Source organism: Stappia sp. BW2 (genome assembly GCF_008107695.1).
GTDB lineage: Bacteria > Pseudomonadota > Alphaproteobacteria > Rhizobiales > Stappiaceae > Roseibium.
The window spans coordinates 387,933-407,203 of record NZ_VIRG01000066.1 but is presented as its reverse complement, the minus strand read 5'-3'; the positions used below and the strand labels follow the sequence as shown (position 1 = coordinate 407,203).

Below are 19,271 nucleotides of genomic sequence, written 5' to 3'. Positions count from 1 at the left end.
AGTGCTGGGTCGGTCACCAGCAGCCAACATGATGCCGGTCGCCAGCGCCAGACTTTGACGTCACCTCGGCCGACCGAAGGAAGGCCCTGCGCTTCGCTTATCCGGGGCAACGCAGTCGCAAGGTGTCGAAAGTCAGTCAGTGGACTGGCCGGGTGGCCGTATCAGCCTTGCTGCAACGGATGGTTCCGGGCTCTCCAACACTCAGCCTGAAGAAATCCGTCAGGACCGTCTCGAAGGGGGGCGGCATCGTCAAAGCAAGTGGCCCTCCTTCAAGACAGCGCCCGCACACTTCCTCAGGATGAAGGGCAGGTTCAAGCGGACTTGCTCAAATACACCCGCTCGGCATTTCCACCGAGAACAGCCCGCCGGTCCGCGGCACCCAGGTCCCGCAGCAACTCATCGGTGATCCCGATCCAGTCCTCATAGGAGCAGGCGAGGGTACAGACCGGCCAGTCGCTGCCCCAGATCAGGCGGTCCGGGCCGAAGGTGTCCAGCAGGTGCGCCACATAGGGGCGCAAGGTTTCCGTGGTCCAGTTGCTGCCTGCTTCCGTGACCAGACCGGAAAGTTTGCAGTAGGCTGTGGTGTCCCGCGCAACGGTGGCCATATCCTCTGCCCACCCGGTCATACGGCCATCCGCGATATGCGGTTTGGAACCATGGTCGATGACGATGCGTATGCCGGGATAGCGCTCCGCGATTTTCAGGAGGTTCGTCAGATGCTGTGGCAGGGTGAGGGCATCGAACACGAGGTTCTGCTCGATCAGCGCCTCATATGCCGGCACGAGGTCCGGGCGCAGCATCCAGTCCGGATCTTCAATATCCTGGATCATCGGCCTCAGCCCGACCAGCTTCGGATTGCCCGCAAGTTCGGTGATCTGGTCCGGCGCTTCCGCAGCCTCGAAATCGACCCAGCCGACCACGCCCTTGATGAAGCTGTTCTGTCTGGCCAGGTCCAGCATGTAGCGGGTTTCCGCTACGGTTGGCGCCGCCTGAACGAGGATTGTTCCTTCAATCCCGAACTGCTGCAGATACGGTGTGAGGTCGCCAGGGCCGAAATCGCGATAGATCGGTTCGAGCTCGGGCGTCAGCCAGCCATAGTCTCCGCGCTCAAGGGCCCAGAAATGTTGATGTGCATCCAGTCTCATGGCTCGATAATGCCCTTGGTCAGGATGATGTTGCCATAAAGGCGGCTTTCCCCTGTCTGGACCACGGCGAAGGCATTACTGGCCGCTTCATAGAAGGCGTGACGTTCCAGGGTCTGGATCTGCGCAGGTTTGTCGGCGGTTTCATTGATGATGGTCTGAAACTCCGCGACGATCCCCGGCACCGCATCGGGATCGCCAACCACCTGCATTGTCCTGGCGGGCGCCGGAACGAATGTGTCGAGCGGCATTACTGACAGGATCGCCTTCAGCGTATCGGTCGCTGAAATGCCGTCAAGACGGACGCAATCGGGGCCGGAGCTTTCCGCCGGAAAATTGGCGTCGACAATGACGATCTCGTCGCCGTGCCCCATGGCCCTGAGGGCATAAAGCAGCGAAGGGCTCAGGAGGGGTGGAAGGTTACGCAACATGGGAGGTCTCGTTCGGCAAGGGGGCATCGGGACGGATCAGCTCGGCTGACCTGAGGTCCGACCAGAGGGCTGCGGGAATGTCGGTCTGTAAAAGCGCGATATTGGCTTCCACCTCGGCGGCATTCACCGCGCCGGGGACGACGGTTTTCACGCTTGGATGCCCAAGCACGAATTGCAGGGCGGCAGCGATCAGCGGCGCCGAGTGGCTCCGGCAGACATCCTCGATCTTGCGCACGCGTTCGAGGATCTCTGGCGGTGCGTCGGCGTAATTGTATTTCGCGCCGGGAACCGCGCCCGTTGCCAGAATGCCGGAATTATAGGGCCCGCCCAGGATGATGCCCACATCCCGCTTTTCGCAAAGCGGCAGGAAGCTCTCAAGGGCGTCCTGTTCCAGAAGCGTGTAGCGGCCGGCGAGCAGGAAGCAGTCGAAATCGGCAAGACCCAGCAGCTTCTGGCAAACCTGCCACTCGTTCACACCGGCGCCAATGGCGGCAACTTCGCCAGCCTCTTTCAACTCGGTCAGGGCCTTGTAGCCGCCAAGGTCGAAGAGTTCGCGCACGCGGGCATCGCTTGCTTCCTGGGATCCTTGCGAAAAGGCACAGACGTCATGCACGAAAAGAATGTCTGCATTTGCAACCTCAAGGCGCTGTCGGCTTGCCTCGTAGCTGCGCATGACGCCGTCGTAGCTGTAGTCGAAGACGATCCGCTTTTGCGGCACGTCGACAAAGGCCTCCGGCGTCACTTCATGTGGCTCGCAGTCCAGCAGAAGACGGCCGATCTTGGTGGAAAGCTGGATGGTTTCACGACCGAAGCGCTTGATGGCGGTGCCAAAGCGCATTTCCGAACGGCCAAGGCCATATTGCGGCGCCGTGTCGAAATAGCGAATGCCGTTGTCGTAGGCCGCCTGTAACGCAGCCTGGGCATCGTCTTCAGAGACTTTTCGATAAAGATTGCCGAGTGGTGCGCCGCCGAAACCCATCTCCGTCAGGTCGATGGGTCTTGCGGTTCTGCCGTTCAGCCGCTGCGTTTTCAAGGCGGTCATGTGTTTCCTTTGGACATTTCCTGGATCAGATTTTGTTTTGCGCCGCATGACCTGCGGTCTGGTGCCCGGCCGGTGGGCCAGGATCAGTCGAACAGATCAGGTCTGGTTTCAACGAGCGGTTCCAGTCGGCTGACAACCTCACTCAGGTGTTTCTGCATGGCCTGGCGGGCCCGCTCCGGATCGCGGTCGCGGATCGCCTCAACGATGACCCGGTGTTCGTCATAGGCTTCAAAGGCGCGGCCCCGCATGGGCAGCAGCAATTGCCGCGCCCGGTTCACCTGCACCCAGCCGGTGGCGGCAAGCGAGTTGAGTTTCGGATATCCGGTGAACGAGAAGATGAGTTCATGCATGTGCTCGTCCTCCCGATAAAAGCCGGCGTCGTCATGGTCTTCCAGACATAGAGCCTGAAGGCGCATGTTGCGGTTTAACTCCAGAAGTTGTTCCTCGGTGCGATCCGCGGCGACTTTCGCCACGGCCGCCAATTCAATGGCTTCCCGCAGAAAGGCGCCTTCACGGATTTCGGACATGGAAAACCTGGTGACGCGCGACCCAGACTGGGGAACAACCTCCACCAGACCTTCGCCGGCCAGCCGGGTGATCGCTTCCGTCACGGGGGAGCGGGAGACGCCAAGCTGATCGCAGATGACCTGTTTCTTGAGCAGGGTTCCCGGCGGCAGGTCCATGGCCAGAATGGCAGAGCGCAGGGCCTCGTAGACACGCTGTGCCAGCGAGCCGGACAATTTGCCGATGTCGGGCAGGGTGATCTCGGGAAAGTCTTGTTCGTTGGTCAGGGGCATCGTCAACTCGATTTGAATGCTAACATGTTAGTTGACACAGTTGGCGTGTCAAGCTAATCGTGACCAAAGACCGGCCGGATCGGCAACCTATCTCAGATGCCTTGGTTGAGGCGAAAAAGGTGTTTTTCGTCAGAGGGTTATCATGAGGCTCCATCATCGGTTGGTGATGGGGTAGATGGGCCGAGGCAGCCGTAACGGGAGAACAAGACGTGTTGCAGCCACATGCCAATTCAATCCTTCTGAATGCCGATGACAACGTGGTCATCGCCCTTCAGGACATTGCTGCCGGCGCCAGCGTCTCCCATGTCGACGCGCCTCTTCCCGGACAGGTCCAGCGCGGCCACAAGATCGCCTGCAAACCGATCCCTGCTGGTGGAAACGTCATTCGTTATGGTCAGATCATTGGTCAGGCGAAGGCAGATATCCAGCCGGGAGAGCATGTACATGTCCATAACCTTGGCATGGGCGACCACAGCCAGGACTATCAGCACGCCGAAGCGTCCGTTCCACTTGATCCGGCAACGCAGGAGCGGACCTTTCTGGGCTACCGCCGTCAGACAGGACGGGCCGGTACGCGCAACTACATCGGTATCCTGACCTCGGTGAACTGCTCCGGTTCCGTCGCGAAATTTATCGCGGAAGCTGCCGAGAAGTCCGGTTTGCTGGACGAATTTCCGAACGTGGATGGCATCGTCCCCATTGTTCACGGCACCGGCTGTGGCATGTCCGGCAAGGACGAAGGGTACGCGACGTTGTTCCGGACCCTATCGGGATATGCCCAGCATCCGAATTTCGCGGCCATCCTGCTGATCGGTCTCGGTTGCGAGGTTATGCAGATTGCCGACCTCGTCGGCGATCGCAAGATCCGCCCGGATGGCGATCTGCGCTACATGACGATCCAGCAGACAGGCGGCACACGCAAGACCATCGAGGCAGGGTTGACGGAGCTGCGGGCACTTGCCGAACTTGCCAACAAGGCCGAGCGCACACCGGTGCCGATCTCCGAGATCACCGTCGGGATGCAGTGCGGCGGTTCGGACGGATATTCCGGCATCACCGCCAATCCGGCCCTCGGGATTGCCTCCGATCTTCTGGTCCGTCATGGCGGCACCACGATCCTGTCCGAAACCTCGGAAATCTATGGTGCGGAACATCTTCTCACCCGGCGCGCCGTGTCCGTTGATGTCGGCGAGAAGCTGATCGAACGCGTCCGCTGGTGGGAAGATTACACTGCGCGAAATGGCGGGGAGATGGACAACAATCCCTCGCCGGGAAACAAGCGCGGCGGCTTGACGACGATCCTGGAAAAGTCGCTCGGGGCTGCTGCCAAAGGCGGCTCGGCGCCGCTGGTGGACGTCTACAAGTTCGCCGAGCCGGTCGACAAGAAGGGCTTTGTCTTCATGGACAGCCCGGGCTTCGACCCGTGCTCTGTCACCGGTCAGATCGCCTCCGGTGCCAACATCATTGTTTTCACGACCGGGCGCGGTTCCGTCTCGGGTTACATGCCAACCCCTTGCATCAAGCTCGCCACCAACAGCGAGATGTATGGCCGAATGTCGGAAGATATGGACATCAATTGCGGTGACATCATCTCCGACAACGTCAGCCTGGATGCCAAGGGGGAGGAGATCTTCGAAATGATCATTGCCGTCGCCTCCGGAAAACACTCCAAGAGTGAGGAGCTCGGCTTCGGCGGTGTTGAATTCGTGCCGTGGCAGATCGGTGCGGTGATGTAGTCGCATCAAGCTTGATGTGAAGAAAATACCCAGGCCTTCGGGAGAATTTCAGTGCGCTTGAAAGATAAGACAATTTTGGTAACAGCGGCGGGACAAGGCATCGGCCGTGCAAGCGCGATTGCCTGCGCAAACGAAGGCGCGAAGGTCTTTGCTGCGGACGTCAACGAGGAAACGCTGTCGACGCTCCCCGCGGAGTGTCCCGGTATCGAGATCCACAAGCTGGACGTTCGCGACCGCGCGGCCATTGATGCCCTGGCTGCCGAACTGCCGGCGCTTGACGGCCTCTTCAATTGCGCGGGCTTCGTGCACAACGGTACTGTTCTCGACATCAGCGAAGACGATTGGGCCTTCAGCTTCGAGCTGAACGTCACGTCCATGTACCGCATGACGCAGGCTTTCCTGCCGGGCATGCGCGAACGCGCCAAGGCCACCGGAACCGCGTCGATCCTGAACATGGCGTCAATGGCATCGTCCATCAAAGGCTTTCCGATGCGCACGGCCTATGGCGCTACCAAGGCGGCTGTGATTGGCCTGACCAAGGGTGTCGCGGCAGACTTCGTCAAGGAAGGCATCCGCTGCAATGCCCTGTGCCCGGGGACCGTCGACACCCCGTCCTTGCGCGGACGGATCAACTCTGCGCCCGATCCCGTGGAAGCTGAGAAGAACTTCATTGCCCGGCAGCCCATGGGCCGTCTTGCAACCGTCGATGACATGACACCGATGGTCGTTTACCTGCTGTCCGATGAGAGCAAGTTCGTTTCCGGTCAGGCTCTTCTGGTCGATGGAGGTGTCACCATCTGACGGTGACTTCTTCGTCGCGGTTTGGGAGGATCGCGCCATGACAAACCTTGTGAGGATGATGGGGATCGAAATTCGTTTTTTCGGTCTGCATGCCCTCGTGGGAGATAACGGTGCCTGCAAGTCCAAGCTGAGAAAGATCCTCTCCGGCCCCTGTCGATACAGGCTTCTGCGACGACGACAAATCCAACAATGACGATCCAAAGATCGCTGCTGTCTTGTACGACGGATCGAATTTGTCGTACCCAAACCCATCGAGCCTGATTGCATTCGCGACCCGGCTCCAACCAAGCAAGGACGATTCTTTATGAAATTGCTGAGATATGGCGCGCCGGGACAGGAAAAACCCGGTGTTCTCGATGCCGATAACCGTGTTCGTGATCTGTCTTCCGTTGTTGCGGATCTTTCCGGCGACACACTTCTGCCGGAAAGCCTTCAGCGCCTTCAGGGGCTTGATGTGGCTTCTTTGCCGCTGGTCGAAGGGGCTCCGCAGCAGGACCTGCGCGTCGGGCCTTGTGTCGGCAACATCGGCAAGTTCATCTGCATTGGCCTCAACTACGCCGACCACGCTGCCGAATCCGGTATGGATGTGCCGCCGGAACCGGTGGTCTTCAACAAGTGGACCTCGGCAGTGGTCGGTCCCGACGACGACGTGATGATCCCGCGCGGATCGCAGAAGACCGACTGGGAAGTCGAACTGGGTGTCGTGATCGGCAAGGGCGGTGCCTACATCGAGGAAGCTGATGCGTTGAGCCATGTCGCCGGTTTCTGCGTCGTCAACGACGTCTCCGAACGCGAATACCAGATCGAGCGCTCCGGCACCTGGGACAAGGGCAAGGGCTGCGATACCTTCGGCCCGATTGGCCCCTGGCTGGTTACGCCGGATGAAGTCGGCAACTTTGACGATCTGGGCATGTGGCTGGAAGTCGACGGCAAGCGCTACCAGAACGGCTCCACCAAGACGATGGTCTACCGCGTGCCGTTCCTGATTTCCTATCTCAGCCGCTTCATGAGCCTGCAGCCGGGCGACGTCATTTCCACCGGCACGCCTCCGGGCGTCGGCATGGGCCAGAAGCCGCCGGTCTATCTGAAGGGCGGCGAAGTCATGACGCTGGGCATCGACAAGCTGGGCAGCCAGACCCAGAAGGTGACCAAGGCCTGATCCCTTAGGGACCTTGTCTGAACACTTACGGCCGGACGCGGAAACGCGTTCGGCCGTTGGCGTTTTGGGGGAAGGGGGGTGCGCATGCGCCGTGAAAGATCATGCCGGCCAGATTAGCACGTTGCATCTCCAGCTTGTCGTCCCGGTTTGTTGCGTCAGCTTCAAGACCCGGGACCTGGTATGCTGTGGTGCTGGCAGGGGGCAAATGCGACGTGTTGCGATTGCTGGATACCGCCTAACGCTCTCCTCAGTCTTCCCGAGCGATCTGCCAGCCGGCCCAGGACTGGCTGACGGGCATGATTTCCAGCGAGTTGACGTTGAGATGTGGAGGCTGCGTTGCAACCCAATACACCGTGTTCGCGATGTCTTCCGGCTGGATCGCGTTGGCACCACCATAGAGGGCGTCATAGCTTTCCTGATTGCCGCCGGTGCGCACCAGCGTGAATTCGCTCTCGCATAGGCCGGGCTCTATGGAGGTGACCCGAACACCCTTGCCGTGCAGGTCGGACCTGAGGCCCAGTGAGAACTGGCGCAGGAAGGCCTTGGTTGCCGCATAGACGTTTCCGCCCGGATAGGGCCAGTTGGCGGCAATGGAGGAGATGTTGACGATCATTCCCTTGCGCTCGATCAGTTTGGGCAGAAGCTGATCGGTAATGGTGACGAGACCGGTGATGTTGGTGTCGATCATTGTCTTCCAGTCGGAGAGCTTCGTCGCCGGGGCCGAGGCCGTGCCAAGCGCAAGACCGGCGTTGTTGACGAGAATATCGATCTCCTGAAACGTCACCGGCAGGCTGGCAAGCGCTGCCGTGGTAGCGGCTTCATCCATGATGTCGAAGGCAAGTGGATGAAAGGCATCCCCCAGATCCGCCTTCAAGGTTTCCAGCCGGTCCGCGCGCCGGCCGGTGCCGATGACCTGCCAGCCGTTTTGCACGAACAGCCGGGCCATGGCCTGACCGAAGCCGGAGGTTGTCCCGGTAATGAGGATTGTGCCGCGCATGAGTCTGCCTTTCCGAAAGTGTCTGCAACAGTCGTTTGACCGGACCATAGGCAGCTGCTCCGCCAGCACAACGCCAAATTCAGGTCATGGCCCTCTGGCTCCTATGAAATTGAGCGCTGGCTCTACGGTGGCTCAGCCACTGGTCCTAGGAGTGATGACATTGCTTCGTATTCAAGGACCTTGCGCCATGACCAAGATGCCGATCAACATGGATCACCACTGGCTCCCGTTTACCAACAACCGTCTCTTCCACAAGGAACCGCAGATGTTCTCGCGGGCGGAAGGTGTGCGCTACTGGACACCGGAAGGCCGGGAAATCCTGGATGGCTCCTCCGGACTGTTCACCTGCGCTGCCGGTCACGGGCGCAAGGAAATTGCCGAGGCGGTCTACAAGCAGCTTCAGGTTCTGGACTATTCTCCTCACTTCCAGCGGGCAGCGCCGATTTCCTTCGAACTCGCCGAAGCGCTGAGCGACATCCTGCCGGAAGGTCTCGATCGGATCTTCTTCGGATCTTCCGGGTCCGAAGCGGTCGATTCCGCCATCAAGATCTGCCTTGCCTATCACAAGGCGAAGGGCGAGCCGCAGCGCACCCGTTTCGTTTCACGGGCCTGGGGTTATCACGGGGTCAACCTCGGCGGTACGTCGCTGGCGGGCATGGTCAACAACCGGCGAGATTTCGCAGGCGTTACCTGCGACGTCGTGCATATGCGCCATACCTGGAACGAGGATCAGCGGTTCACGAGAGGGCAACCGCAAGATGGGGCCTCGCTGGCGGAGGATCTCGAAGAGCTCTGCAAGACCTATGGTGGCGAAACGATTGCGGCGGTGTTTGTCGAGCCGATTGCCGGGTCCATCGGGACCATCGTGCCCCCCGTCGGCTATTTGCAAAAGCTGCGTGAGATCGCCGACAAATACGGCATTCTGCTGGTGTTCGATGAGGTCATTACCGGCTTCGGGCGGACGGGTTCGGCCTTCGCGGCACAGGAATTCGATGTCACTCCGGATGTCATGACCATGGCAAAGGCACTCACCAACGGTGCTATTCCGATGAGCGCCGTTGCGGTGAAGACGGAAATTCAGAAAGCCGTCATCGACTCCATTACCGCGGATCGGCCGGAACTGATGCACGGCTATACCTATTCTGCTCACCCGGTTGCCTGCGCAGCGGCTCTGGCGACGCTTGGCATCTACAAGACCGAGGGGCTTTTCGAGCGGGCAGCAAGCCTCTCGGCCACTTTCCTGGACGGCGTGTTCAGCCTGCGCAATCTGCCCCATGTCTACGATCTGCGCGGTCATGGCATGATGGCCGGCATTCAGCTGACGCCGGGCGAAACGCCGGGAGCGAAGGGCTCTCTGGTGCAGCGGCGCCTGTTCGATGAAGGCCTGCACGTGAAGGCGACCGGCGACGCGCTCATCTACGCCCCGGCACTCACCACATCGGAGGAAGACCTTTCGATGATGGTCGATGTTCTCCAGAAGGTGTTGGGCCAGGCAGAGCTTTAGGTCACCAGTTTCCAGCGGTCCCGGCCATCAGCCGGGATCGCTACCCGCATTCCGCCAGAACCTGGCCAAGCAGCCTGATGCCGGGTTCCAGCTTTTCTTCGGCAATCGCACCGAAACCCAGGCGGATGCGGTTTCGTGGGCTGTTCGGGGAAAAGTACCGGCCGTCTCCGGCCTCGATCAGGATGCCTTGCCGCGCCGCCCTCGATTGCAGCTCCGCTGCCCGGATCGTGTCCGGAAGCCTGATCCAGACACCGGACCCGCCCGTCGTGGCTGTTGCCTGACAGGTCGGTAGATGCTTCTCGATCAGCCTGAAGATCTTCTTCCATTTCTGAGACAGGATCTTTCGCTGGCGGCGGATGTGGGAATCATAGTGGCCTTCGGACAGGAAGATCGCCATTGCCCGCTGGTCCAGCGCCGAAGGGTGCCGGTACATCAATCGTCTGAGCGCCCTTAGCTCCTTGATGATACGCCTGTCCGCCGCGATGAAGCCGAGCCTCAATCCGGGGAAGAGCGCCTTGGAGAGGCTGGCAACATGAATGACGCGGCCCGTTCGGTCGAAACTGCGCAGAGACGGTTTCTGTGCGCCGATGAAATTGAGCTCATGCTCATAGTCGTCTTCCAGAACGATGAAATCGTGTGTTTCGGCATGGGCCAGCAAGCGAAAACGCCGCTCCATCGACATGGTGACATTGGTGGGGGACTGATGCCCGGGCGTCACGTAAACGAGACGTGCCCCTTTCAGTTCGTCTCCAACCCGCATGCCGTTTGAATCGACCGGATGATACTTCAGCTCCGCACCGAAGGACTGGAAGATGTTGCGCGTGTCGACATAGCCGGGCTCCTCCATGTCCGTTCTGACGCCGGGCCGGCAAAAAAGCTGTGCCACCAGAAAGAGGGCGTTCTGCGCACCGACAGTCACCAGGATCTCGTCCGGTTCGGCGCGGAAGCCTCGCTGAGGCAGCATTCGGCGGATGATCTGGTCCACGAGCATCGGGTCGTCCAGATCGACCAGATCGCCGATCCAGGTTGGGGCATGCTGCGCGGTTCCCGCCAGCCTCACACAATCGCGCCAACGCGTGACGGAGGTCTTGTCGGGGGCGAGCTGTCCATAGATGAACGGGTAGGGATAGGACTGCCAGTCGACCGGTTTGGAAATATTCTCCTGGGCGGCATAGCTGTAGGTCAGAAAGGCTTGCGGATCGAAGGGGTGTTCGGCGGCGGGCAGGATGTCCTTCGCGTGATCGTCCACCCGGATGTTCAACTGCTCGCGGATATGCCGTTCGTTGATGAAGTATCCGCGCCGGCTGACCGATTTCAGATAGCCGTCTTCAACCAGCCGCTCATAGACGATGGCAACCGTGTTGCGGGAGACCTTTATCTCGCTGGAAAAGACGCGGGTTGCCGGCAGTGGCTCGTGCAGGGGCCACACGCCGTCCAGAATGGCCTCGATCAGCCGTTCCTGGATCTGGTGCTGCAATCGTCTGCCCGGATCGAAGGGCGTCTCGAAATAGGTAGAAAGCATTTGTCCTGACAGATTTCCCTGATTTCGGTTAGCCCGCACGCGCCAGTCTGACGGGGCATTCTCAATCTGGAAAGCCCGGCAAATCCTCTGGCTCCATAGTTTTCACTCTCTGGCTCTAAGGGTGAATTTTGCACCGCAATATCCTTTCTTGCAACGCTGCGCAGGATCGTCCGGGCAATGCGACCCTTTCCTAAAAACTGCGACCTGTAATGCGCCAGAGCGAGAACAGTTTGGTGAAACCATCAGTGAAGGGGAAGTCATGATCAGTTTTAAAAAGGGGGGATCCGCGACGCGGCGCGATTTCCTGAAGACCGCTGCGGCGGCAGGCGCGGGTCTGTCCATGCCGGCGATCGTCAGTTCCAGCGTGCTGGCCTCATCCGGTGAAATCAACATCATGATGTGGTCGGATTATCTGCCGGAAAGCTTCGTCAACGGCTTCACCGACAAGACGGGTATCAAGATCAACTTCACCGGCATCGGTTCCAACGAAGAGATCATCAACAAGCTGAAAGCCACCAACGGCGAGGGCTTTGACATCGTTTCCCCGACCGTGAACCGCAACCTCCTTTGGGCCGAACTCGGCCTTTTGCAGCCGTTCGACATGTCCAAAGTGGCCATCGACAAGGTCAACCCGTCCATGGCGCTTGGCGAAACCCATTGGAACTTTGACGGCAAGGGCGTGTTCTGGCTGCCGCATATCTGGGGCACGGAAGGCATTGCCTGGCGGACGGATGCCTTCGTTCCAGGTGGCGAATTCCCGAGCTACTACGATGTCTGGGATGAAGCCAACGCAGGCAAGACCATGGGCCGTGGACACTCCATGCTGCTTGGCCTCGGTCTCGGTCTCGAAGGCCGCGGCGAACTGGAGCCGGGCTCCATGTGGGCCGCATATGAAAGCCCTGAAATGATGGACGAAGTCTGGACCAAGGTTGTTGAGGCTGCCATCGCCAAGAAGCCGAATATCAAGCTGATCTGGAACGATGCCGATACCCAGAAAAACGGTCTCCTGAACGAAGGCGTGATCGTCGGTCAGACCTGGGACGGTCCTCCGCTTGCACTGAAAACCGCCGGTGAACCCGTCATGTACCGGGCGCCGAAGGAAGGGGCGATGGCCTGGGTCGATGGCCTTGCCATGCCGACAGGTGCGAAGAATATCGAACAGATCTATGCCTTCATCGAGACGGCTTACGACGCCAAGCTCGCCGGAGAAGCCATCAAGACCCATGGCTACAATTCACCGGTTCTCGGGGCTGCCGAATTTGGTGGTGAGGTCTATGCCAAGAACTTCGCCGATGCCTATCCGGGCGAAGCGCTGGACAACCTGAACGCCTGGCCGGCGGAAGCCCCCTGGTACTCGGAAAAGCGGACCGAATACACCAACAAGTTCCTGTCCGCATAAGGCCTTTCCGGCTTTCTCAATGGTGTGGTGCCGGGCGCAGTGTCGCCCGGCCTCGGCCGCCTTGCTTGCGTCTTCCTTTTCCGCCGTCCTTCTGAGAGCGTCATGGCCACAAAAGATATTGTTCTGGATCACGTTTCCATTCGTTTTGGGGCCTATACCGCGGTCGACAATGCGCATCTCGTCATCAAGGGCGGGGAGTTCTTCTCTTTCCTCGGTCCATCCGGCTGTGGCAAGACCACCTTGTTGCGGTGTATTTCCGGGTTTTCCGACCCGTCCGAAGGCCGTGTCCTGATCGGCGGACAGGATATGAGAGGCATCGGGCCGAACAAGCGGCCGACGGCCCTGATCTTTCAGAACCTGGCGCTCTTTCCGCTCATGAGCGTTGCCGACAACATCGCCTTTCCGCTGGAAGTTCGGGGTATTGGCCGCAAGGAGCGGCGTAAACGGGCGGACGAACTTCTGGACATGATCGCGCTTCCAGGTGTCGGCGACAAAAAGGTGCACGAGCTCTCCGGCGGTCAGAGGCAGCGCGTGGCCATTGCCCGCGCTTTGGCGGTTGAGCCCGACATCCTCCTGCTCGATGAGCCACTGTCCGCGCTCGACCTGAAACTGCGCCACCACATGCGCACCGAACTGCGCGCCATCCAGCAGCGCGTCGGCTTGACCTTCATCTACATTACACACGACCAGGGCGAGGCGCTGACCATGTCCGACCGTGTCGCGGTGATGAATGCCGGTGTGATCGAACAGGTCGATCCGCCTGAGACCATCTACAATCGTCCCAAGACCTCCTTCGTCGCCTCGTTTGTGGGCGAAACCAATGCCATTGAAGGCAAGGTCGCCCAGCAGACGGAAGCGCTGGTTTCCGTCGAAACCCCATTTGGCCGTCTTCAGGGAAGGGCGGCAGGCGGGCGGCAATATAAAGCAGGCGAAGACTGCATCCTCTTCATCAGGCCCGAGCAGCTGAGCCTTGAAGGCGGTACGCCCAACACGCTGACCGCGAACTGGGTCAAGGAAGAGTTTGAAGGCAACTCGAGGCAGTTGTTCCTGGAAGCGAACGGCGTCCAGCTGCGGCTTACCCGGGTCAACCTTGGCGGCACGCCGGATAATCTCTCCGGCGGTACGGTCTCGCTCGGCTTCACGCCCGAGCAGGCAATTGTCCTGCCTCATGGCGCGCTGGCGGGGGCGTGACGATGAAAGTGCTTCAAAACGTCTTCAGTGAAATCTCGGGCAAGCATGGCCTTGGAGCTGCCTCCTTCGTCGCCGTTGCGGTGCTGTTCTGGGTGATCTGCCTGATCACGCTGCCGCAGGTGGCGATGCTCGACTATTCCTTCCGGTTCAATTTGCCGGCGGCTGAAGTGGGTGGCCCGCAGGATGTCTATACGCTTGAAAACTATGCCTATTTCTTTCAAGGCAATGATGGCACGGTCAACACGCTCGATATAGGAATCCTGGTCAAAACCCTGATCGCGGCGGTGTTCGTCACCTTCATCGACATTCTGCTCTGCTACCCGATTGCCTTCATCCTGGCCCATTCGGCCACCGGGGTGGCGGCGCGAATGATGGTGATCGGTCTGATCGTGCCTTTCTGGGTGAACGAGATCCTGCGCGCCTTCGCCTTCCGTGTCCTGTTCGGCTCCACCGGTCTCATCAACGGCATCGGCATGTCGATGGGGCTGTGGGACCAGCCGGTGGATTTCATCCGGGCCGATGTTGCGCTCTACTCGGGCCTGACATACGCCTACATCCTGCTGATGGTATTCCCGATCTTCAATGCGGTTGAGGCGCTTGACCGAAACCAGATCGAAGCGGCCAGGGACATGGGCGCAAGCTGGTGGCGGGTGCATTGGCGGGTGGTGCTGCCGGTCGCCAAGCCGGGCATCGCTTCGGGAGCGACCATGGTGTTCATGCTCACGGCAGGTGCCTTGGCCGCCCCGCAGATCCTCGGCGGGCCGTCAAACCTCTGGTTCACCCAGCTCATCTACCAGTGGTTCAACGAAAGCGCCAACTGGCAGCGCGGTTCGGCCTATGCGGTGATCCTGCTGATCGTCTGCATATCCTTCGTCATGATGCTGATGCGTGTCTTCAAGGTCTCCATCGGGGAGATCGGCCGATGAACCGGGGCACAGGCGGCGGCGTGGTCGCGACAGGCTTTTCGCTGCTTTTCTTCACCTTCCTGTTCGGTCCGCTGATCATCATGGTGATCACGGCGTTCAACTCCTCCTCTTTCCCGAGGATCACACCCTGGGAATGTTTCACGACGGAATGGTTCGGCGTTCTCTTTGCCAACGACAGGCTGATGAGCGGTCTCGCCAACAGCCTTGTGATAGCCGTCAGCGTGGTGGTCATTGCCGTACCTATCGGCTTGGCGGGAGCGCTTGCGCTGTCGGAGCTTGGCCCCCGCTTGCGTGCAGCCCTCTACACGGTGCTGATCACGCCGATCCTCATTCCGGGGGTGGTTCTCGGCATCTCGACCATCATCTTCTGGGGCGCCTTTGGAAGGTCTGTCGGGGCGGACTATGGCTCGATTTTCTACAGCGGCATGTTTCTGACCCTTGCCGGGCAGGTCACTTTCATTTCCGCCTATGCAATGCTGGTGTTCCTGGCTCGGTTGCAGCGCTTTGATCCGATCCTGACGGAAGCCGCTCTTGATCTCGGTGCAACGCCGGGGCAGGCCTTCCGAAAGATCCTGCTGCCCTTCCTGGGGCCGGCCATCGGCTCTGCGGCGTTCCTGACCTTTCTGGCATCATTCGAAAACTACAACACCACCGTCTTCACGATCCTGTCGGGCAACACCTTCACCACGGCACTTGCCTCCAAGGTCCGGCACGGGACCGATCCTTCGTTGTCGGCGCTGGCGGTCATCATCATCGGCATCACGTTGATCGGGGCGGTGGTGCACGAAGCCCACATGCGGCGGAAGGAAGTGATGCGGACCGGCACTACCGCGCGGTCGCGCATCTATGGCAATCCGGTTCTGCGGACACTTGTCCATCCGTTGACGATTTTCGTGATCCTTCTGGGCATTGCGGGCTTTGCCACCTATCAGGGCACGCAGCATGATGCCGGCGTCTGCAAGCAGCAGATCCTGGACGAAAAACGTGCCCGCCAGCAGGAACTTCTGGAGGAGCAACGCAGGAAAATGGAAGCTCAGAAGCAGAACCAGGCACCCGCATCCACCGCGCCGGCCGAAGAGCCGGTCAAGGCCAACCCGTCGCCTTTCGGCGGTGCCTTCAAGTCCAACGGGCTGAAGCCGGGCGAGTGACAGCCTGTCAGAAGCTTAACGTCTACTGCCCGGAAAGCCGGGACAGCAGCACGGCAACGCTTTTGACCTGAAACTTCTTCAGCAGTCTCGCACGGACATCTTCCACGGTTCTGGGGGAAAGGCTCAGGACGCGGCCCATTTCCTTGCTGGTCTGGCCTTGTGAGAGGAGAAGCAGGACATCGCGCTCGCGCGGTGTCAGTTTCGGACCCGCTGCCGCATTGTCGATCAGGGCGAAACTCAAGACGATCCGGGCCAGCGGCGTTTCCGGCGTCAGGGTGCGGGCGCGGAACCGGCACCAGATCGGCGTCCCGTCGGAGCGCCGCATCAGCCGTTCGTCCGTATAGGGCAGGGACCGGCGCAGGGGCTCAAGGCCGATGTCCCGGATCTGGTGGAACTCCTGGTCCGTGCCGTACAGCAGCCGGAAACTCTGGCCAATCAACTGCTCCTTCTTGAAACCGAACATTTCCACGAATGTCTGGTTGCAGGCGCGAATGATCCGCTTCTCGGTCAGCGCCAGGCCCATGGGGGCATTTTCAAAGGCGAGTTGGTCGAGATTTTCCATGTTTCACCGTGTTCCTACGGTATTGGCACCGTAGTTTGACGGTAGCATAGTTCTTGCCTGTTTTTCCAACGGGAGGCCGAGACGGGATGGCGCTTGCAGACGACCTGATCCGTGAGATCGACGGAAGACGCGAAGACCTGATCGCGCTCACACAGGACCTTCTGCGCATCCCCACGCTCAATCCGCCCGGCGAGAACTACCGCGAAATCTGCGACTATCTGCAAAAGCGTCTGTCCAGATCCGGTTTCGATATCGAGCTGATCCGGGCCCATGGCACACCCGGTGACAGCGACAGATATCCGCGCTGGAACATCGTCGCGCGCCGCGATGGCGACAGCCCGGGTGACTGCGTGCATTTCAACAGTCATATCGATGTGGTCGATGTCGGCCACGGATGGACGAAAGATCCCTTCGGCGGAGAACTTATCGACGGCAAGATCTATGGCCGGGGCGCCTGTGACATGAAGGGTGGTCTTGCCGCCAGCATCGTCGCAGCCGAGGCTTTTCTGGCCGTCTGTCCGGATTTTGCCGGGGCCATCGAGATCAGCGGCACGGCGGACGAGGAATCGGGTGGTTACGGCGGCGTCGCCTATCTCGCCGGCAAGGACTACTTCAGCCCGGACCGGGTCCAGCATGTCATCATTCCCGAACCGCTCAACAAGGACCGTATCTGCCTCGGCCACAGAGGCGTCTGGTGGGCCGAACTGGAAACCTTCGGGGAAATCGCCCATGGCTCGATGCCGTTCCTCGGCGATTGCGCCGTCCGGCACATGGGCGCGGTGATCGACGAAATGGAGCAGAGCCTGTTTCCGGCGCTCGCGCAAAAGCGCACTGAAATGCCGGTGGTGCCGGAGGGGGCCAAGCAGTCGACGCTCAACATCAATTCCATCCATGGCGGACAGTCGGAAGGCGAAGCAGATTTCACCGGCCTTCCGAGCCCCTGCGTGCCGGACAGTTGCCGCATGGTGATCGACCGCCGCTTTCTGCTGGAGGAAAACATCGACGACGTGCAGGCGGAAGTTCTGGAAGTGCTGAAAACGGTTGAAGGGCAGCGTGACAAGTTCCGCTACGACCTGCGCGAATTGCACAGGGTGCTGCCCACCATGACGGAAAAGGATGCGCCCGTCGTGCGGACCGTCGCGAAGGCGATTGCCGAGACCATGGGCCGCGAAGCGGAATATGTCGTCAGTCCGGGCACATACGACCAGAAGCACATCGACCGTATCGGTAAACTGAAAAATTGCATCGCCTATGGCCCGGGCATTCTGGATCTGGCACATAAACCGGACGAATATGTGGGAGTGGATGACATGCTCGATTCTGCGAAGGTGATGGGCCGCTCGCTGATCGAGCTTTTGGCAAGGCCTTGCGAAAGCGGCCTCAATAAAGGGGGAAGTCATGCGTTTGCGTAAGTTTGGATTGGGTCTGGTCAGCGCCCTGGCGTTGGTCGCGAGCGTGGGAATGGCCCATGCGAAGAGCGATATCGTGGTCGCCATGCAACTGGAACCACCGCATCTGGACCCGACTGGTGCCGCTGCAGGCGCGATTGATTCGGTTCTTTATTCCAACGTCTTCGAAGGGCTGACCCGCTTCGGTCCGGATGGCTCGGTCAATCCGGGTCTTGCCGAAAGCTGGGAGATTTCCGAGGACGGCAAGACCTACACTTTCAAGCTGCATGAGGGCGTGAAGTTTCACGATGGTTCGGATCTGACGGCAGACGACGTCAAGTTCAGCCTGGACCGCGCACGGGCCGATGACAGCCAGAACGCCCAGAAGGCGTTGTTCACCGGCATCGAAAGCGTCGAAGTGGTCGATCCGCTCACTGTGAAGGTGACGCTCAAGGAACCGAACGGGAATTTCCTGTTCAATATGGCCTGGGGCGATGCGGTTATCGTCGCGCCGGAATCCATTGCCGATATCAAGAGCAAGCCAATCGGCACGGGTGCTTTCAAGTTCACCGACTGGGTGCAGGGCGACCGCATCGATCTGGAAAAGAATGCGGACTACTGGGGGGAGCCGGCCAAGCTCGACAAGGTCACCTTCAAGTTCATTTCCGATCCGACGGCTGCCTTCGCTGCCGTGATGGCGGAAGACGTCAATGCTTTCGTCGGTTTCCCGGCACCGGAAAACCTGCCGCAGTTCGAGGCCGATCCCCGCTTTCAGGTGCTGGTTGGCTCTACCGAAGGCGAGACCATTCTTGCCGCCAACAACAAGCTGCCGCCGCTCGACAACGTCAAGGTGCGCGAAGCGATTGCCCATGCAATTGACCGGCAGTCAATCATCGATGGTGCGATGTTCGGCTACGGCACACCGATTGGTACCCATTTCGCGCCGCATAATCCCGACTATGTCGATCTGACGGACAACAGCCAGTACGACCCCGAACTTTCCAAGAAACTTCTGGCCGAAGCCGGTTATGCCGATGGCTTCACCACCACGCTGAAGCTGCCGCCGCCTTCCTACGCCCGCCGGGGAGGGGAGATCATCGCCGCACAGCTCCGTGCCGTCGGCATTGAAACCGAGATCACCAATCTGGAATGGGCGCAGTGGCTGGAGCAGGTCTTCAAGGGCAAGGATTACGGCCTGACGATCGTCAGCCATACCGAGCCGATGGACATCGGCATCTATGCCCGTGCGGACTACTATTTCCAATATGATAATGCGGACTTCCAGAAACTCTTTGCCGATCTGACGGCGGAGAACGATCCGGCCAAACGCTCCGATCTTCTGAAACAGGCCCAGGAGATGATCTCCAAGGATTACGTCAATACCTACCTGTTCCAGCTCGCATTCCCGACTGTCGCCGATGCCAAGATCAAGGGGCTCTGGGAAAACCAGCCGACCCAGGCGACGGACCTGACAGCGGTCTACTGGGAAGACTGACCCATACTGCAAAGCGGATGCTCGCACCCCA

The 19,271-nt window shown here is 59.9% G+C and carries 18 protein-coding genes; 10 read left to right on the top strand and 8 right to left on the bottom strand.

Translation table 11 applies throughout. The features are described 5' to 3' along the window. Positions 1-311: 311 nt before the first annotated feature. The 4 genes from FMN63_RS13370 to FMN63_RS13355 form a co-directional block, all read right to left on the bottom strand. A complete protein-coding gene (locus FMN63_RS13370) occupies positions 312-1,145 on the bottom strand; it encodes an amidohydrolase family protein (protein ID WP_148584462.1) in 834 nt (277 codons plus the stop codon). Next, entirely contained in the window at positions 1,142-1,573 is a 432-nt protein-coding gene (locus tag FMN63_RS13365; RefSeq protein WP_148584461.1) for an RbsD/FucU family protein, read from the bottom strand. Before FMN63_RS13365 ends, FMN63_RS13370 begins: the two co-directional genes overlap by 4 nt. Beyond that, positions 1,563-2,615 carry an aldo/keto reductase gene (locus tag FMN63_RS13360; RefSeq protein ID WP_148584460.1) on the bottom strand — a complete coding sequence of 351 codons (1,053 nt, stop codon included), beginning with the start codon at positions 2,613-2,615 and terminating at the stop codon, positions 1,563-1,565. Before FMN63_RS13360 ends, FMN63_RS13365 begins: the two co-directional genes overlap by 11 nt. A gap of 83 nt (positions 2,616-2,698) precedes the next feature. Continuing rightward, positions 2,699-3,412, bottom strand: coding sequence for a GntR family transcriptional regulator (locus FMN63_RS13355; RefSeq protein ID WP_148584459.1), 714 nt, complete (start codon positions 3,410-3,412; stop codon positions 2,699-2,701). Between the two features lie 209 nt (positions 3,413-3,621). On the opposite strand from FMN63_RS13355, the gene FMN63_RS13350 reads away from it, so the two are divergent. Further along, the gene (locus FMN63_RS13350; RefSeq protein WP_148584458.1) at positions 3,622-5,148 is read left to right on the top strand and encodes a UxaA family hydrolase; all 1,527 of its coding nucleotides are present in this window, start codon (positions 3,622-3,624) and stop codon (positions 5,146-5,148) included. Positions 5,149-5,193: 45 nt separating this feature from the next. Beyond that, complete coding sequence (locus tag FMN63_RS13345) at positions 5,194-5,949, top strand: SDR family oxidoreductase (RefSeq protein ID WP_205514090.1); 756 nt, start codon at positions 5,194-5,196, stop codon at positions 5,947-5,949. On the opposite strand, the gene FMN63_RS13340 is transcribed toward FMN63_RS13345, so the two are convergent. After that, a complete protein-coding gene (locus FMN63_RS13340) occupies positions 5,939-6,241 on the bottom strand; it encodes a hypothetical protein (protein WP_148584456.1) in 303 nt (100 codons plus the stop codon). The genes FMN63_RS13345 and FMN63_RS13340 overlap by 11 nt on opposite strands. A gap of 12 nt (positions 6,242-6,253) precedes the next feature. On the opposite strand from FMN63_RS13340, the gene FMN63_RS13335 reads away from it, so the two are divergent. Then, a complete protein-coding gene (locus FMN63_RS13335) occupies positions 6,254-7,108 on the top strand; it encodes a fumarylacetoacetate hydrolase family protein (protein ID WP_148584455.1) in 855 nt (284 codons plus the stop codon). A gap of 247 nt (positions 7,109-7,355) precedes the next feature. Here the strand turns inward: FMN63_RS13335 and FMN63_RS13330 are convergent, their stop codons facing one another. Then, a complete protein-coding gene (locus tag FMN63_RS13330) occupies positions 7,356-8,105 on the bottom strand; it encodes an SDR family NAD(P)-dependent oxidoreductase (protein ID WP_148584454.1) in 750 nt (249 codons plus the stop codon). A gap of 187 nt (positions 8,106-8,292) precedes the next feature. On the opposite strand from FMN63_RS13330, the gene aptA reads away from it, so the two are divergent. Continuing rightward, a complete protein-coding gene (gene aptA / locus FMN63_RS13325) occupies positions 8,293-9,609 on the top strand; it encodes an omega-aminotransferase AptA (RefSeq protein ID WP_205514006.1) in 1,317 nt (438 codons plus the stop codon). 40 nt (positions 9,610-9,649) lie between these two features. Here the strand turns inward: aptA and FMN63_RS13320 are convergent, their stop codons facing one another. Then, complete coding sequence (locus tag FMN63_RS13320; protein ID WP_148584453.1) at positions 9,650-11,131, bottom strand: aminotransferase-like domain-containing protein; 1,482 nt, start codon at positions 11,129-11,131, stop codon at positions 9,650-9,652. Between the two features lie 259 nt (positions 11,132-11,390). On the opposite strand from FMN63_RS13320, the gene FMN63_RS13315 reads away from it, so the two are divergent. The 4 genes from FMN63_RS13315 to FMN63_RS13300 all read left to right on the top strand — a co-directional run bounded on the left by FMN63_RS13315 (position 11,391) and on the right by FMN63_RS13300 (position 15,795). After that, positions 11,391-12,530 carry an ABC transporter substrate-binding protein gene (locus FMN63_RS13315; RefSeq protein ID WP_148584452.1) on the top strand — a complete coding sequence of 380 codons (1,140 nt, stop codon included), beginning with the start codon at positions 11,391-11,393 and terminating at the stop codon, positions 12,528-12,530. Between the two features lie 102 nt (positions 12,531-12,632). After that, positions 12,633-13,721: an ABC transporter ATP-binding protein gene (locus FMN63_RS13310; RefSeq protein WP_148584451.1), complete on the top strand. Its 1,089-nt coding sequence runs from the start codon at positions 12,633-12,635 to the stop codon at positions 13,719-13,721. Between the two features lie 2 nt (positions 13,722-13,723). Continuing rightward, a complete protein-coding gene (locus FMN63_RS13305) occupies positions 13,724-14,647 on the top strand; it encodes an ABC transporter permease (protein WP_148584450.1) in 924 nt (307 codons plus the stop codon). Further along, a complete protein-coding gene (locus tag FMN63_RS13300) occupies positions 14,644-15,795 on the top strand; it encodes an ABC transporter permease (RefSeq protein WP_148584449.1) in 1,152 nt (383 codons plus the stop codon). The genes FMN63_RS13305 and FMN63_RS13300 overlap by 4 nt, the downstream gene beginning before the upstream one ends. 22 nt (positions 15,796-15,817) lie before the next feature. On the opposite strand, the gene FMN63_RS29845 is transcribed toward FMN63_RS13300, so the two are convergent. After that, positions 15,818-16,357 carry a PAS and helix-turn-helix domain-containing protein gene (locus FMN63_RS29845; protein WP_148584448.1) on the bottom strand — a complete coding sequence of 180 codons (540 nt, stop codon included), beginning with the start codon at positions 16,355-16,357 and terminating at the stop codon, positions 15,818-15,820. Positions 16,358-16,443: 86 nt separating this feature from the next. On the opposite strand from FMN63_RS29845, the gene FMN63_RS13290 reads away from it, so the two are divergent. Then, positions 16,444-17,769 (top strand): acetylornithine deacetylase/succinyl-diaminopimelate desuccinylase family protein, encoded by a 1,326-nt coding sequence (locus FMN63_RS13290; protein ID WP_148584447.1) that lies wholly within the window; start codon positions 16,444-16,446, stop codon positions 17,767-17,769. Further along, on the top strand, positions 17,756-19,240 hold the full coding sequence (locus tag FMN63_RS13285; protein WP_148584446.1) for an ABC transporter substrate-binding protein: 1,485 nt from the start codon (positions 17,756-17,758) through the stop codon (positions 19,238-19,240). The genes FMN63_RS13290 and FMN63_RS13285 overlap by 14 nt, the downstream gene beginning before the upstream one ends. Positions 19,241-19,271 lie beyond the last annotated feature (31 nt).

Excerpts from the sequence above, each read along its gene's own strand:
- FMN63_RS13370 (WP_148584462.1), bottom strand. The coding sequence starts at position 1,145 with ATGAGACTGGATGCACATCAACATTTCTGGGCCCTTGAGCGCGGAGAC.
- FMN63_RS13365 (WP_148584461.1), bottom strand. The coding sequence starts at position 1,573 with ATGTTGCGTAACCTTCCACCCCTCCTGAGCCCTTCGCTGCTTTATGCC.
- FMN63_RS13360 (WP_148584460.1), bottom strand. The coding sequence starts at position 2,615 with ATGACCGCCTTGAAAACGCAGCGGCTGAACGGCAGAACCGCAAGACCC.
- FMN63_RS13355 (WP_148584459.1), bottom strand. The coding sequence starts at position 3,412 with ATGCCCCTGACCAACGAACAAGACTTTCCCGAGATCACCCTGCCCGAC.
- FMN63_RS13335 (WP_148584455.1), top strand. The coding sequence starts at position 6,254 with ATGAAATTGCTGAGATATGGCGCGCCGGGACAGGAAAAACCCGGTGTT.
- FMN63_RS13330 (WP_148584454.1), bottom strand. The coding sequence starts at position 8,105 with ATGCGCGGCACAATCCTCATTACCGGGACAACCTCCGGCTTCGGTCAG.
- aptA (WP_205514006.1), top strand. The coding sequence starts at position 8,293 with ATGACCAAGATGCCGATCAACATGGATCACCACTGGCTCCCGTTTACC.
- FMN63_RS13320 (WP_148584453.1), bottom strand. The coding sequence starts at position 11,131 with ATGCTTTCTACCTATTTCGAGACGCCCTTCGATCCGGGCAGACGATTG.
- FMN63_RS13315 (WP_148584452.1), top strand. The coding sequence starts at position 11,391 with ATGATCAGTTTTAAAAAGGGGGGATCCGCGACGCGGCGCGATTTCCTG.
- FMN63_RS13310 (WP_148584451.1), top strand. The coding sequence starts at position 12,633 with ATGGCCACAAAAGATATTGTTCTGGATCACGTTTCCATTCGTTTTGGG.
- FMN63_RS13305 (WP_148584450.1), top strand. The coding sequence starts at position 13,724 with ATGAAAGTGCTTCAAAACGTCTTCAGTGAAATCTCGGGCAAGCATGGC.
- FMN63_RS13300 (WP_148584449.1), top strand. The coding sequence starts at position 14,644 with ATGAACCGGGGCACAGGCGGCGGCGTGGTCGCGACAGGCTTTTCGCTG.
- FMN63_RS29845 (WP_148584448.1), bottom strand. The coding sequence starts at position 16,357 with ATGGAAAATCTCGACCAACTCGCCTTTGAAAATGCCCCCATGGGCCTG.
- FMN63_RS13290 (WP_148584447.1), top strand. The coding sequence starts at position 16,444 with ATGGCGCTTGCAGACGACCTGATCCGTGAGATCGACGGAAGACGCGAA.
- FMN63_RS13285 (WP_148584446.1), top strand. The coding sequence starts at position 17,756 with ATGCGTTTGCGTAAGTTTGGATTGGGTCTGGTCAGCGCCCTGGCGTTG.